Source organism: Streptomyces sp. NPDC111656 (assembly GCF_055656965.1).
Map to the genome: position 1 here is coordinate 609,160 of NZ_JBVKCA010000002.1, position 13,545 is coordinate 622,704.

At 71.7% G+C, this 13,545-nt stretch carries 12 protein-coding genes; 2 read left to right on the forward strand and 10 right to left on the reverse strand.

What is annotated here, in order from left to right; all coding sequences use genetic code 11:
- Positions 1–48: 48 nt before the first annotated feature.
- Positions 49–1,587: an aldehyde dehydrogenase family protein gene (locus ACZ7M3_RS08320; RefSeq protein ID WP_472061714.1), complete on the reverse strand. Its 1,539-nt coding sequence runs from the start codon at positions 1,585–1,587 to the stop codon at positions 49–51.
- 233 nt (positions 1,588–1,820) lie between these two features.
- On the opposite strand from ACZ7M3_RS08320, the gene ACZ7M3_RS08325 reads away from it, so the two are divergent.
- Complete coding sequence (locus tag ACZ7M3_RS08325) at positions 1,821–2,714, forward strand: GNAT family N-acetyltransferase (RefSeq protein ID WP_472061716.1); 894 nt, start codon at positions 1,821–1,823, stop codon at positions 2,712–2,714.
- 27 nt (positions 2,715–2,741) lie between these two features.
- Here the strand turns inward: ACZ7M3_RS08325 and ACZ7M3_RS08330 are convergent, their stop codons facing one another.
- From ACZ7M3_RS08330 to ACZ7M3_RS08365, 8 genes are all read right to left on the reverse strand, one after another.
- Positions 2,742–3,674, reverse strand: coding sequence for a hypothetical protein (locus tag ACZ7M3_RS08330; protein ID WP_472061718.1), 933 nt, complete (start codon positions 3,672–3,674; stop codon positions 2,742–2,744).
- A 41-nt stretch (positions 3,675–3,715) separates the two neighbouring features.
- Positions 3,716–4,078, reverse strand: coding sequence for a hypothetical protein (locus tag ACZ7M3_RS08335; RefSeq protein WP_351532786.1), 363 nt, complete (start codon positions 4,076–4,078; stop codon positions 3,716–3,718).
- Positions 4,071–5,714 (reverse strand): hypothetical protein, encoded by a 1,644-nt coding sequence (locus ACZ7M3_RS08340; protein ID WP_472061720.1) that lies wholly within the window; start codon positions 5,712–5,714, stop codon positions 4,071–4,073. The genes ACZ7M3_RS08335 and ACZ7M3_RS08340 overlap by 8 nt, the downstream gene beginning before the upstream one ends.
- Before the next feature lie 297 nt (positions 5,715–6,011).
- On the reverse strand, positions 6,012–7,001 hold the full coding sequence (locus ACZ7M3_RS08345) for a malate dehydrogenase (protein ID WP_054233746.1): 990 nt from the start codon (positions 6,999–7,001) through the stop codon (positions 6,012–6,014).
- A 635-nt stretch (positions 7,002–7,636) separates the two neighbouring features.
- Positions 7,637–8,941 carry an XRE family transcriptional regulator gene (locus ACZ7M3_RS08350; RefSeq protein WP_472061722.1) on the reverse strand — a complete coding sequence of 435 codons (1,305 nt, stop codon included), beginning with the start codon at positions 8,939–8,941 and terminating at the stop codon, positions 7,637–7,639.
- Between the two features lie 397 nt (positions 8,942–9,338).
- Positions 9,339–9,917 carry a helix-turn-helix domain-containing protein gene (locus ACZ7M3_RS08355; RefSeq protein WP_472061724.1) on the reverse strand — a complete coding sequence of 193 codons (579 nt, stop codon included), beginning with the start codon at positions 9,915–9,917 and terminating at the stop codon, positions 9,339–9,341.
- Positions 9,918–10,186: 269 nt separating this feature from the next.
- Entirely contained in the window at positions 10,187–10,672 is a 486-nt protein-coding gene (locus ACZ7M3_RS08360) for a DUF3017 domain-containing protein (RefSeq protein WP_472061726.1), read from the reverse strand.
- A gap of 235 nt (positions 10,673–10,907) precedes the next feature.
- A complete protein-coding gene (locus ACZ7M3_RS08365) occupies positions 10,908–11,762 on the reverse strand; it encodes a bifunctional methylenetetrahydrofolate dehydrogenase/methenyltetrahydrofolate cyclohydrolase (RefSeq protein ID WP_054233749.1) in 855 nt (284 codons plus the stop codon).
- 270 nt (positions 11,763–12,032) lie between these two features.
- Here ACZ7M3_RS08365 and ACZ7M3_RS08370 point away from each other — a divergent pair, with 270 nt between their 5' ends.
- Positions 12,033–12,641: a proline-rich domain-containing protein gene (locus tag ACZ7M3_RS08370; RefSeq protein WP_351308573.1), complete on the forward strand. Its 609-nt coding sequence runs from the start codon at positions 12,033–12,035 to the stop codon at positions 12,639–12,641.
- Between the two features lie 309 nt (positions 12,642–12,950).
- Here the strand turns inward: ACZ7M3_RS08370 and ACZ7M3_RS08375 are convergent, their stop codons facing one another.
- Complete coding sequence (locus ACZ7M3_RS08375) at positions 12,951–13,382, reverse strand: peptidase inhibitor family I36 protein (protein WP_261690663.1); 432 nt, start codon at positions 13,380–13,382, stop codon at positions 12,951–12,953.
- Between the last annotated feature and the right edge of the window lie 163 nt (positions 13,383–13,545).

Here is a 13,545-nt window from a genome sequence, read left to right on the forward strand (position 1 = left end):
TGCTCCAGGGTGCAAGGGGCAAGTGCGGTGTGAGGTGGTGGGGTTACGTCACTGGGGTCGGCCCGCGAACCAGCGGACCGGCTTCGGCGCCAGGTTCTGGTAGACGTGCTTGGTCTCGCGGTATTCGGCGAGGCCCGCCGGGCCCAGTTCGCGCCCCACGCCGCTCTTCCCGAAGCCGCCCCACTCCGCCTGCGGGAGGTAGGGGTGGAAGTCGTTGATCCAGACGGTGCCGTGCCGCAGTCGTCCCGCGACGCGGCGGGCGCGGCCCGCGTCGGTGGTCCAGACGGCGCCCGCGAGCCCGTACTCGGTGTCGTTGGCGAGCGCGACGGCCTCGTCCTCGGTGCGGAAGGTCTCCACGGTCAGGACGGGCCCGAAGACCTCCTCGCGGACCACCTTCATCTCGCGGTGGCACTGGTCGAGGACGGTCGGCTCGTAGAAGTACCCGGTGGCGGGCCGTTCGGCGGACGGCTCGGGGCGCCGGCCGCCCGCCCGCAGCACCGCGCCCTCCGCGAGCGCGGAGGCGACGTACGCCTCGGTCTTCTCGCGCTGTCCCTCCGACACGAGGGGGCCGCACTCGACGCCGTCCTCGGTGCCGCGGCCGAGCCTGATCCTGCTTGCCCTGCGGGCGAGTTCGGCGACGAAGCGCTCGCGCACGGACTCCTCGACGATGAGCCGGGATCCGGCCGAGCAGACCTGGCCGCTGTGGATGAAGGCGGCGTTGAGGGCCTGGTCGACGGCGGTGTCGAAGTCCTCGTCCGTGGCGCAGGCGTCGGCGAAGACGACGTTGGGGTTCTTGCCGCCGAGCTCCAGGGCGACCTTCTTGACGCTCTCCGCGGCGGCCCGCGCCACCTTCGTGCCGCTGACCAGGCCGCCGGTGAAGGAGACGAGGTCGACGTCGGGGTGCTCGGCGAGGCGGGCGCCCACCGTGTGCCCCGGGCCGGTCACGAGGCCCGCGACCCCGGCGGGCAGGCCGGCCTCGGTGAGCAGCCGTATCAGCGCGATCGTGGTCAGCGGGGTGATCTCGCTCGGCTTGACCACGAAGGTGTTGCCGGCGGCGAGGGCGGGCGCGATCTTCCAGCTGGCCTGCAGGAGCGGATAGTTCCAGGGGGTGATCAGCGCGCAGACACCGACGGGCTCGTGCACGACGACACTGTGGACGTCGGCGGACCCGGCGTCGACGACCCGCCCGCCGCCCTCCCCCACGACGAGGTCGGCGAAGTAACGGAAGGCGTCCGCGACACAGTCGATGTCGACCCGCCCCTCCTCCAGGGTCTTGCCCGCGTCGCGGCTCTCCAGGAGTCCCAGCTGCTCGCGGTCGCGGACGAGGAGGTCGGCGACGCGGCGCAGCAGCGCGGCGCGCTCGGCGACCGGGGTACGGGGCCACTCCCCCGTGTCGAAGGCGTGGCGGGCGGCGGCGACGGCCGCGTCCGCGTCCCGCTCGTCACCCTCCGCGACCACGGCGAACGGCTTGGCATCCGCGGGATCGAGGATCTCGCGGGTGGCACGGGAGACGGCCTCCCGCCACTCCCCACCCACGTGAAGGGTCTGTTGTGCCTGCTGAGCCTGGTGCGCTTGGTGTCCGGCCATGGTCGGTGTTGCCTTCCGTTCCTGTTCCGTGCCCCTGCGTGCCCGTGTGTCACACGCGTGTCACTCTCGGGGACCGGGAGCGCCTGCCCCTCGACCCGGAATGCATGCACAACCAGTGACCAAAAGTGCCCGGCGTCACGGAAAAATGAGCGGAAATGCGACCAGAAACCACAAAGCCCAGGCCTAGGGTGATCGGCACCCCGGAGGTGGCTTTCTTTGACTAGAGTCAAAGAATGACTCAGTCGGTGTCAGCGCAGGACGTGCGAGCGTTGCGGCGCTTCAACCGGTACTTCACCCGGCGCATCGGAGCCCTCGACGACCACTACCTCGGACAGGACCGGCCGCTCGGCGAGGCCCGGCTGCTGTTCGAGATCGGGAACGGGGCCTCGCTGCGGGAGCTGCGCGGCCGGCTCGGCCTGGACGCCGGGTACTTGAGCCGGATGGTCCGGGCGCTACAGGCACAGGGGCTGGTGCGGGTGAGCGTGCCGGCCGAGGACAGCCGGCTGCGGGTCGCGGAGCTCACGCCGGCCGGGCGGATCGAGGTCGAGGAGCAGAACCGGCGGGCCGACGCGCTGGCCGAGGGGCTGCTCGGCTCCCTCGACGAGCGCCGGCGCGGCGAACTCACCGCCGCCATCGCCGCCGCCGAGCGGTTGCTGCGACTGGCCGCGATCACCGTCGAGTCCGTCGACGGTGCCGCGCGCGACGCGCGTGACTGCCTCGCCGGGTACGCCGCCGACATCGACGCACGGTTCCCGGAGGGCTTCGACCCCGCCGCCCTCGTACGGCCCGACGAGGTGTCGGGGGACTCGGGTGCCTTTCTGGTCGCGTACGAGGAAGGGCGTCCCGTGGGGTGCGGGGCGCTGCGGCGGCTCACCCCGGACACCGGCGAGATCCGGCATGTGTGGGTGCGGCCCGAGGCCCGGCGGCTCGGCCTCGCCCGCCGGATCCTCGACGGACTGGAGCGGGCGGCGGTCGCGCGCGGGTACGGCGTGGTGCGCCTCGACACCCACGCGGTGCTCACCGAGGCGCAGGCGATGTACCGGGCGTGCGGCTACACCGAGATCCCGCGCTACGACGAGAACGTCTACGCCGCCCACTGGTTCGAGAAGCGGCTGCCCCGCCCGTAGGAGGACTGGCGGAGGACTGGCAGGGAACTAGCTACTGCTCGCGCAGTTCGTGTCGGTGGGGCAGAAGGAGTTCAGGGCCGTGGTGAGCGGGCCCGTCATGTCCACGCCCTCGGGACCGCTCGCGTTGATCGCGTAGAGCGTGCCGTCGGCGGCCCGGAAGCGGTGGTCGACCACGTGCGTGGCGCCCTTCTGCGGGCTGTCGTAGCGGTAGGTGACCTCCGTCCAGCCGGTGCCGTTCTGCCGCTCGATGAGCCGGTACCCCGGGAGCTTCTGCGAGATCGCCTCGGCCTGGGACGACGACTCCGCCAGGGAGCTCTCCTTGACCTCGAACAGCATGAGCCTGCTGTTGCCACCGGGGGCCGTGTAGGTGACGACCGGCGCCAGCTTGCCCTGGACCTCCTCGCGCACCCAGCCGTCCGGCACGTCCACCGTGTAGCCCACCGCATCCACCGACCTGCTGTAGCCGGGCAACGGCTCCGGGGTCGTGGGCTGCGTCGCCGGGTCGCTGGACCCGCCCGAACCGGCGTAGATGTCCGGACTCCCCGAGGTGTACCCGGTGTCCGGGGAAGGAACGCTCTGGGTCGCCGTGACGGTCACCGCCGGGCGCGACGGGTCGGCGCCGGTGTGTCCGGACGAGTCACCCCTGGTCAGCGCCCACACCGCGCCTCCGACACCGCCCGCGAGGACGGCGACGGCCACGATCGCCACCAGCAGCCGACGCGAGTCCGTGGGGGCCGGACCCCGGCCGCCACCGGAGCTCCCGCCGGGCCCGGACCACGACGGTGGCGGCAGGGGCGTCTCGGGCGGGCGCGGTGGCCCCGCCTGGGTCGTCGCCGACGCCCACCACTGCTGCTCCGCGTCCGGCGGCACCCCGCCACCACCGGGCCCGCCCCTGCCCCGCCCGCCCGCGCCGTCGTCGTCGACCCACCGCTGGCGGTCCTCGTCCCACCGTTGCGCCACCTCGTCACCCCGTTCCCACTAGACCGATCCCGCGCCGACCGCTAACCGGCCAGCTGCGCGATCACCTGCACCACAGCCGCCGTCGACGCCAGCCCCGCCACGGCCGTGGCGGCGGTCTCCAGGCGCATCCGCAGCCGGCCGAGCCGCGCCGGGTCCGCCTGGCCCGTTCTCTCGATCTCCCCCTGCACCACGGCCAGTTCGCCGTCGAGCCCGGTCGTGTCGTCGGTCTCCGTGAGCAGCCGCAGATGATCGCGCAACGTGCGGACGGCCTCCAGGAGCGCCACGGTCGTCTCGTCGGCGCCGGCCGCGGGCGGCGCCTCGTGATAGTTCGCGGTGCCGTGGTCGCCGAAGTTCACCGCACTGCGCGTGATCCGGTCGACCCGCCCGCCCGAGCCCTCAGTCATCCCTGTTCCCCTCGTTGTACGACGCGCCCCCACTGCCCATGGAGACGGCGCTGTTGCTGATCCGGCCCACCGCGGTGCCACCGCTCATCTGCCCGATGAACTGACCGCCCGCGGACACGTTGAAGATGTTCTGCTCGAAGCTGCCCGTGTCACAGCCGCTGCGCCGCAGCGCCTCGCGCACCCCGCTCGCGATCCGGTCCTCGACGGTCTTGATGTAACGGCTGACATCCATCTCCTGGAACAGCGACAGCCGGTCGGTGCTGCCCATCTCCCGCACGGACACCAACGGGGCGTCCGGCGGGGCCTGTTCGGGCCGGGCCAGCCAGGTGCGCAGGCACTGGACGAGGGTGCGCAGCATGGAGAACCCGGCCACCACGCCCGTCGCCGGGGCGGACAGCACCGTACGCAGCACCTCACGCCCCGTCGCGCCCTCCCCGGAGGCCGCGATGAAGTCGACACGCCGGTACTCCTCGAAGATCGGCCCCAGCACGTGCGGTACGACTTCCAGGACCAGCATCCCGCCCTGCGTGTGGACGCGGACCAGCACCGAGACCACCACCTGCTCGTCCCAGGCGCCGACCCTGACCCGCAGGAAGTGACGGCGCGCCTCGCCGCCCTCGTCCACCGCCCCGTCCAGGTGCAGCCGGGCCGACGACGGCTCGTACACGCCCTGGTTGCGGCCCACGCCGTACGGCAGGTAGACGAACTCCTCGACCTCCAGGTCCTTGAGCCGGTCCCGGCTGGTGCGCGCGGCGGACTCACGCAGCGCCTCCAGCTTCGGTACGACCAGGTCGAGGATCTGCCGGTTGGTCAACTGCACCGGCGGGCGGTGCCCGTTCGCCGAACCGTCGCCGGTCTGCTCGGGCAGCTTGCCGTTCAGGCCGTCGAACGGCTTCTTGGCGGGGGTGATCTCCATCGCGAACGACCAGGGCTCGTACGGCTTTCCCGCGCCGACGAACGGCCGGTGGGCGTCGTAGAGCGCCACGGACGCGTGCTGCTCCCAGGTGACGGCCCGCGCGACCCGGAGCTGACGCTCGCTGCCCATGGGCAGCGCCACGGACGTACGGGCGAAGGCGTCCCGGGAGAGTTCGACGCTCATGACCGCGGCCACCTGGGAGCGGTGGGCACCGATCACGAAGGTGAGCAGGAGCGGAAAGATCACCAGAAAGGGGTCATGGAGCAACTGGGTGAACGCGTACACCCAGTAGGCGAGCTCCGCGGCCCGCGCCATGAAGGTGAGCCCCCAGGCGGTCGCCCTGCGCGGCAGACGCAGCCGGGCGGACTCGTCCCGGCTCGCGGCGTACATGCTCATGCCCCACCCGGACGCGACCCGCGCGGACCACAGCAGAAAGCAGACGGCGGCGTAGAAGAACACCGCGAGGGCGCCGAACGCCTCCGCGAAGCCCTGGGGCCCCGCGTCCGCGACGCCGGTGGCCGCCCGGACCATCTCCACCAGGAAGAACACGACCCAGATGGCCAGCAGCCCGAGTCCGGTCAGGGCCTCCCTGCGGCGCGCGCGCAGGGCGTGCGCGAGCACGGCGACGACGTCGACACCGAGGGACGGTGCCGCGGGCCGCTCCTCGTGCCCTATGAGTTCGTCGATGACCCGTGCCCGGAACACGGTGTCCAGATGCACTCCGGCACACAACAGCCGTGTCGCCTCGCTGTGTGCGTACCGTCTCTCCGATTCCGTCACTGGGACCACCCCCGTGTGTCTCCCCCGGCCGCGCCCCAGCGCTCTTGAGCAGCCCTGCGCTCCCCTACCGGACCGTACGTCACGACGATAGCGAGAGTTACTCCCCGTGTACCCCTGCATACAGCGAGAAAGCACGTACGTTCGATGCGTACTTTCTGTACGCATGCGTCGGCCCCGCCCGGGACACTTCCCGGACGGGGCCGATGAGTTGCGAGTGACTCAGGTGAGTCGGGTACGTCAGATCAGACCGAGACCACGGACCGCGTCGCGCTCCTCCTCGAGCTCCTTGACGGAGGCGTCGATACGGGCGCGGGAGAACTCGTTGATGTCCAGGCCCTGGACGATCTCGTACTGCCCGTCCTTGGTGGTGACGGGGAAGGAGGAGATGATCCCCTCGGGCACGCCGTAGGAGCCGTCCGACGGGATGCCCATGGAGGTCCAGTCACCGTCGGCGGTGCCGTTGACCCAGGTGTACACGTGGTCGATGGCGGCGTTGGCGGCGGAGGCGGCGGAGGACGCGCCACGGGCCTCGATGATCGCGGCGCCGCGCTTGGCGACGGTCGGGATGAAGTCCTCGGCGAGCCACTTCTCGTCGTTCACGACCTCGGCGGCGTTCTTGCCGGCGACCGTGGCGTGGAAGATGTCCGGGTACTGGGTGGCGGAGTGGTTGCCCCAGATGGTCAGCCGCTTGATGTCGGCGACCGTCGAGCCCGTCTTCTTCGCGAGCTGGGTCAGCGCGCGGTTGTGGTCGAGGCGGGTCATCGCGGTGAAGCGCTCGGCCGGTACGTCCGGGGCGGCGGCCTGGGCGATGAGGGCGTTGGTGTTGGCCGGGTTGCCGACGACGAGGACCTTGATGTCGTCCGCGGCGTTGTCGTTGATGGCCTTGCCCTGCGGCTTGAAGATGCCACCGTTGGCGGAGAGCAGGTCACCGCGCTCCATGCCCTTGGTACGGGGGCGGGCGCCGACGAGCAGCGCGACGTTCGTGCCGTCGAAGGCGACGTTCGGGTCGTCCGTGATGTCGATGCCCGCGAGCAGCGGGAAGGCGCAGTCGTCGAGCTCCATCGCGGTGCCCTCGGCGGCCTTCAGCGCCGGCGTGATCTCCAGGAGGCGCAGCTTGACCGGCACGTCCGCGCCGAGCAACTGGCCTGAGGCGATGCGGAAGAGCAGGGCGTAACCGATCTGGCCGGCCGCGCCGGTGACGGTGACGTTCACGGGAGTGCGGGTCATGGCGTTCTCCGTATGACAGCAGGCGGTGGGGCGTCCCTGCCCCGGGGTGCAGGATCGTCCCCTGCGTCCACCGCAATGATCGATCAAAGGAACCGATGATCGATCTCTCGGCGTCAAGAGAGATCCGCCGTCAGGCTATCGCGCATCCAGGATCCCGGACGGCCGGGTCCCGTGTGGCCCAGCCCACAGCCCCCCGACGGGGCGGCCGCCGGTCCGGGAGAGGATGACACGACGACCGCCGTCGGGGTGACCGGCCGGTGCCGGATCCCGTGGGGGTACGGTGCGCCTGCCCCAACGGCGCCGGAACATTCCTGCGCCTCGGTTTTCGAGGGTGGGTTTCTTCTTCGGCTGCAGGTGAGCGGGGGTCGCTCGCGCCTCTGGGATCGGGGCTGCGCCCCGAAACCCCGCCCGCACGTAGTGTCTCGACTGCCGGCCGGTGGGGGTTGCTCGCGCAGTTCCCCGCGCCCCCAAGGCGGGGCTGCGCCCCGAAATTCCGGCGGCCTGTTGTCTTTTGGCCGAAGGGTGGTGGGGGCTGGGCGCGCGGTTCCCTGCGGGGTGTTTCGGCTGCGGGACGGTGGGGGCGAGGGACCGTGCCGCGCCTGCCCACCCGCCCCAGCCGAGGCCCCCCGGCTACCTCACCTCGTGCAACCCTTCTGGCCCGACTTCAGCGTGACGCACGCCTTCGCCTCGGCGGCATCCTTGACGGCGACCATCGGGGTGTACGCATCGGTGGCATTGTCGACGGTCCCCGTCTGCTTGGCGGCGGTCCCGGCCGTCACCTGGACCGAGTCACCGATCACGGCCTGGGTGATGCGGGCCCAGGCCGCGGCGCAGGTCTTGCTGTAGCGCACCTCGACGAGGGTGGTACCCACGGTGATGCTGGTGCTGGTCGTCGCCAGTTGCCCACCGCACCCCATGTTCTCCGGGTCCTTGCCCGTGCAGTCGGCGCCACTGCACTTCACCCCGGCCGGCAGGTCGGGATTGACCGCGGCGGACGTCGAGGGCGTCTTCGGCGCGCTCGCCGCCTTCTTGCCGTCGCCGCCCCCGGTGAAGTACACGGCCGCGGCTATCACCACGAGCGCACCCACGACCCCCGCGAGGAACATCGTCAGCCGCCGCTTACGCCGCGCCGCCGCGTCCGCGGATCCCCCCACGGACGCACCCGGCCCACCGGCACCGACAGCCCCGGCCGGACCCACGGAACCGCCCGGCCCCGACGAACCCACAGACCCCACGGCACCCACAGAGCCCCCCGGCCCCACAGACCCCGCCGGAGTCGACGGCCCGTACCGCCCCCCGTCACCGGACGGCGTGGCGACGACCCCCCAGCCCCCGCCACGCGAGCCCCCACCGGAGGAAGGCCCACCCGAGGACCCGCCCGAAGAGGACCCGCCGTACCCGGCACCCCCACGCGCCCCACCCCCGAGCGACGACGAAGAGCCGTACGACGAGTCCTCCACCTCCGTGGCGGACGGCTGCGGCGGCACCGTCGGCGACACCCCCGCGGGCCCGGCGATCCCCGGCGTGATGCCGGGCGTCGCGGTCGCGCTGCCGCCCTTGCGGGCCTGCTTGCCGTTGCTCCCCTTCGCCGGGGGCGCCCCGAACTCCCCGAGCGCGGCGCGCGCCTGGGAGATCCGGATCGCTTCCATGGTCATGTCGTGGCGCATCTCCGAGCGGCTCCACGCACGCTCGGCGAGCTCCCACATGGTCGTCAGATGGATGGGATTGGTCCCGGTCACCTCGGCCAGGGCGACGATCGCGCCCTTGGGCGCGAGAAGCCGGCCGTTGAGGTACCGCTCCCAGGACGTCTTGCTGTAGCCCGTACGGTCGGCCACCGCGGCGATGCCCAGCCCGCTCCGGTCGACCAGCCGGCGCAACTGGCTGGCGAACTCCCTGACCTGCGGATCGAGTTCATCCGGCAAGTCCCTCCAACGAGGCATTACTGCTCCCCCCTGCTTCTTTCCCCCCGTACGTGCCTGACTGTTCCCCCGCGTGTTTCGGCACCCGCCCGCCGAGTCCCCCGGCCCCGCCGGTCCCCGTTCTGGCTACCCACAGGGATGCGATCGGTCAGGATCTCAGTTCCCGGGATGGGGGCGCACGGGAGCATTCGGGCCCGGGCATGCACCGTTGCACGCCCCGCGGGCTGCGGCCCATTGTCCCATCGACGCCATACCCGCCATTCGGACCCTCGTCCTCCGCACCAGGACGTCCGATACCGTCCCGATTGGCCACGCTAACCGGGTTGTTGGGACGGATCAGGGTAAATCCTTGAACTTGTCAAGACATCGACACAACGGGAACACAGGTGCGACCTCACCTGTCACGAGAACGCTCAGCTCACCCGAGGGTGACGGCACCCGCGACGGCGGCGAGGAGGAGGACGACGGCGAGGAGGGCCGCGTAGAGGAGGAGGCGGGGCGCACGGGGCCCGGCGGGCTGCCGGGACGACTCCTCGTCGAGCAGGTCCCACCACGGGAGCGTGGGCTCCTCCTCGTAGCCGTCACGGCCGCGCGCGGCGGAAACGCCATGCCCGGCCGGGACGGAGGCTTCGGCGCCGGGAGCAGGTTCACCGCCGGCGACGGGGCCGGCGACGGGACCGCCCGCCGGTACCGGTACGGACGGCACGGGTGGCACGGGCTCGCGCGGCCAGGCCCGCACCGCCAGTTCCCAGCGCACCCCGAAACGTTCGGTCTCCTCGCCCGCGACACCCGCGACCCGGCACAGGGCGACGACCGCCTGCCGGGGCGGCGGCTGGCTCGCGTTGAGGTAGCGCTGCCAGGAGGACTTGCTGTACGCGGTGCGCGTGCCCAGCGCGACCAGGCTCATCCCGGTGCGGTCCTTGAGCAGCCGCAACTGCTCGACGAAGTGCCGTACCTCCGCCGGAAGCTCCTCCGGCAGCGGCTGCCAGGCACCCATCGCTTCACCCACCTCCCGCGGCGCTCACCAGGCGCCCCGTGTCGTTCCCCGTGAGCGATTGACGATGCCGGGCGGTGGACGGTTCCCGTCACACGGCGCGGACACCGTGGCGGAATGGTCACTTCCGTGCCACAGGGAACTGACGGCTGTTGTACAGGCGGTGCCTGTACAGAAGGGTTGACCCGGGCGGTCCGACCGCCCGGCCGCGGCCCGTCCTTACTCGGGGGAGGGGACGGGCCGCGCCCTGCTTCAGGGCATGCGCGCGGGTCTCAGCGGACCGTGAAGTGCAGCGTGTCGTCCAGGAACGGGATGACCAGCCACGGGTTGGGCTGGGCCATCAGCGAGAGCAGCACGATGGCGACGCCCAGCACGCCGTACGTGAGCATGTCCGTGAAGCGGGAGCGGACCGCGAGCATGCCCACGTCGGGCACCATCCAGCGCATCACGGCGCCGGCCAGCAGCGCGGCGCCGATCAGGATCGTGCCGAGCCGGAACACGTCGAGGGCGGTCAGCAGCAGGCCGAGCCCGACGGCCGACAGCACGGCGAGGATCGGCCACTGGCGGGCCGGGGCCGGGGCGTCGCGGCCCGCCGCCCGGCCGCCGCCCTCGGGCCGCGCGGTGTCCCTCGTGAACAGGGGGAAGCGCCGTGTGGTGCGGCGTGGCTCCCCCTCGGCGTCGGGCGCGCTCACGGCGTCGAGCGCACCCGGCTCGCCCTCGGCGCCCTCCGCCTCCCGCACACCCGCCACACCGCTCACGGACCCCGCGTTCCCCGAACCGGCCTCACCGTTCACGGACCCCGCTTTCCGAGCACCGGCCTCACCGTTCACGGACCCAGCCTCCCGCACGACGGACTCACCCTTCCCAGCCCTCGCCCTCCGCACGGCCGACCCGCCGTTCGCGGACGCGGCCTCCCGTACGGCCGACTCGGCGTCGGAGTCGGAGTCGGAGCCGGAGCCGGAGTCGCGGGCCGCGGCGTCCTCAGGGCCGCCGTCAGCCGACACTGCGCTCCGCCGCTTCCACCACGTTGACGAGCAGCTGGGCGCGGGTCATCGGGCCCACGCCGCCGGGGTTCGGGGAGATCCACGCGGCGACCTCGGCGACATCCGGGTGGACGTCTCCGACGATCTTGCCCTCGGCGCTGCGCGAGACACCGACGTCGAGGACGGCGGCGCCCGGCTTCACGTCCTCGGCGCGGATGAGGTGGGCGGATCCGGCCGCGGCGACGATGATGTCGGCCCGCTTCAGGTGGGCGGAGAGATCACGGGTGCCGGTGTGGCACTGGGTGACCGTGGCGTTCTCACTGCGCCGCGTCAGCAGCAGCGGCATCGGACGCCCGATGGTCACCCCGCGGCCGACGACCACGACCTCGGCACCCTTGATCTCCACGCCGTAGCGGCGCAGCAGGGTGAGGACGCCGTTGGGGGTGCACGGCAGCGGGGCCGGCTCGTTGAGGACCAGTCGCCCGAGGTTCATCGGGTGCAGGCCGTCTGCGTCCTTGTCCGGGTCCATCAGCTCCAGGATGCGGTTCTCGTCGATGCCCTTGGGGAGCGGGAGCTGGACGATGTAGCCGGTGCACGTGGGGTCTTCGTTGAGTTCGCGCACCACCGCCTCGATCTCCTCCTGCGTGGCGGTCGCGGGCAGTTCACGCTGGATGGAGGCGATACCGACCTGGGCGCAGTCGCGGTGCTTGCCCGCGACGTACTTCTGGCTGCCGGGGTCGTCGCCGACCAGGACGGTCCCCAGGCCGGGCGTGACGCCCTTCTCCTTGAGGGCCGCCACGCGGGCGGTCAGATCGGACTTGATCGCGGCTGCGGTGGCCTTGCCATCGAGAATCTGGGCGGTCATGGCCCCATCCTCGCGGATGACCCGCTCCCGGTTCCAATCCGGGCGCCCCTTTCCCCCTGTGACCAGCCGCAATCAGCCGTGATCAGTGATGTTGCACTTGCACAACACCTGCACAACACAATCGGAAGGGCTCTGGACAAATAAGTAAGGCGTTTAGAACGATGAACACCACAGTGCCGCGGACAGTACCGGGGGGACGGACCGCTCTGTAGAACTCTCCTCCGCACCTTGCCGCGCGTCCCCGCACCAGGCAACGGAGGAACACCCGCCATGAGTTTCGGCGACCCGAACAACCCCTACGGTCCCCCGCAGGGCCAGCCGGCCGGCTACCCGCCCCAGGGCCAGCCCGGCTACGGCTACCCCCAGGGCGCCCCGCAGCAGCCCGGTTACGGCTACCCGCAGGCCCCGCCGATCGGCCAGCAGCCCGGTTACGGCTACCCCGGCGGCCCGATGGAGATGCCCGGCACGGTCAAGGCCGCGCGCGTGATGCTGTTCGTCATCGCCGGTCTGCAGGTGATCGGCGCGGTCCTGATCGCGATCTCGGCGCTCGCCGTCTCCGCCGCGAAGAACAACGCGGACCTCAAGGACGACGTCCAGTTCCAGCAGCTCGCGGACTACTCGGCCGGCGTCCTGTGGGGCGTCGCGGTCGCGGTCCTGGCGTGGGGCGTCTTCGCGATCTGGCTCGGCGTCAAGTGCGCGAACGGCGGCAGCGGCGTCCGCATCGCCGCGCTGGTGTTCGGCATCCTCACCGCGGTCCTCGGTATCTACCCGTTCGTCGTCATCGGTCTGGTGCACACCGTGCTCGCCATCCTCATCGCGGTGTTCGTCGGCAAGGCGGACGGCGCCGCCTGGTTCGACCGCCCGAAGTACTCGGTCTGAGACCAACGGCGGTACGGCCGCCACGAGGCCGACTCCGAGGCCGACTTCGAGGCCGCGAAGGCGACTTCCCGCCATTCACTCCGAGGGCCGTGTCTCCCCCTGCGCAGGGGGGCACGGCCCCAGTGCGTCCGTCTACCGTCGCCCACCCGTCGCTGAGCGACTCACCGGGCCATGCGGGCGACCTGGGAACCGATCTGGCCGGTGCAGCCCTGCTGACGCACCCCTGACAGGGATACGGCGGTGGTCTCCGGCCCTCCCCCGAGGGGGCCGGAGACCACCGCCGCGCATGTGCGCGAGCCGCCCTCTGGCTCAGCCGCAGTTACCGGTGATCCACTGGTGGGAACGCACCTTGTACGTACCGGCGAGGTTGCCGCCCTGCTGCTGCCGGGTGCAGCCGATCCGGCTGTTGTAGTTGGTGTTCGCGTAGAAGGCGACACCGCTGTACGAACCGGTGCCGGCGTTCCACACCGACTTCACGTTCGTCGTGGCGGCCCAGGAACACTTGATGGCACCGCTCTGCCAGTCGGGGTCGGCGACGCTCCACGAGCACTTGCTGCCGGTGAAGTTGAAGCCGGTCCAGAAGCAGACGTCACCCGACGCGCAGTCCACGGCGGCGGCCGAGGCGGGTGCCGCCGACGCGGAGGCGGGCAGGGCCAGCGTGGTGGCGGCCGCCGCGCTGACGGCGAGAGTCGCGAGCAGCGGGGAGAGTCGGCGCGGACGACGTATTACGGAGAGGTTCATGGGTCTGTTTCTCCTTGCGATGCGGCTGCTGGTGGTCGGACAGCCAGAAGGTGGCAACGCGTGTCCCGACCGGGCAAGGAGACCGGCCGGGCTGGGACGCCGGGACGGCCGTACGCCCGCTACTTGGCGCGTTATCTAACCCCTGGGACGGCCGTGGGACGGC

Bases quoted from the DNA above. Each gene is read 5' to 3' on its own strand.
- ACZ7M3_RS08320 (WP_472061714.1), bottom strand. From the start codon at position 1,587: ATGGCCGGACACCAAGCGCACCAGGCTCAGCAGGCACAACAGACCCTT.
- ACZ7M3_RS08325 (WP_472061716.1), top strand. From the start codon at position 1,821: ATGACTCAGTCGGTGTCAGCGCAGGACGTGCGAGCGTTGCGGCGCTTC.
- ACZ7M3_RS08335 (WP_351532786.1), bottom strand. From the start codon at position 4,078: ATGACTGAGGGCTCGGGCGGGCGGGTCGACCGGATCACGCGCAGTGCG.
- ACZ7M3_RS08345 (WP_054233746.1), bottom strand. From the start codon at position 7,001: ATGACCCGCACTCCCGTGAACGTCACCGTCACCGGCGCGGCCGGCCAG.
- ACZ7M3_RS08350 (WP_472061722.1), bottom strand. From the start codon at position 8,941: ATGCCTCGTTGGAGGGACTTGCCGGATGAACTCGATCCGCAGGTCAGG.
- ACZ7M3_RS08355 (WP_472061724.1), bottom strand. From the start codon at position 9,917: ATGGGTGCCTGGCAGCCGCTGCCGGAGGAGCTTCCGGCGGAGGTACGG.
- ACZ7M3_RS08365 (WP_054233749.1), bottom strand. From the start codon at position 11,762: ATGACCGCCCAGATTCTCGATGGCAAGGCCACCGCAGCCGCGATCAAG.
- ACZ7M3_RS08370 (WP_351308573.1), top strand. From the start codon at position 12,033: ATGAGTTTCGGCGACCCGAACAACCCCTACGGTCCCCCGCAGGGCCAG.
- ACZ7M3_RS08375 (WP_261690663.1), bottom strand. From the start codon at position 13,382: ATGAACCTCTCCGTAATACGTCGTCCGCGCCGACTCTCCCCGCTGCTC.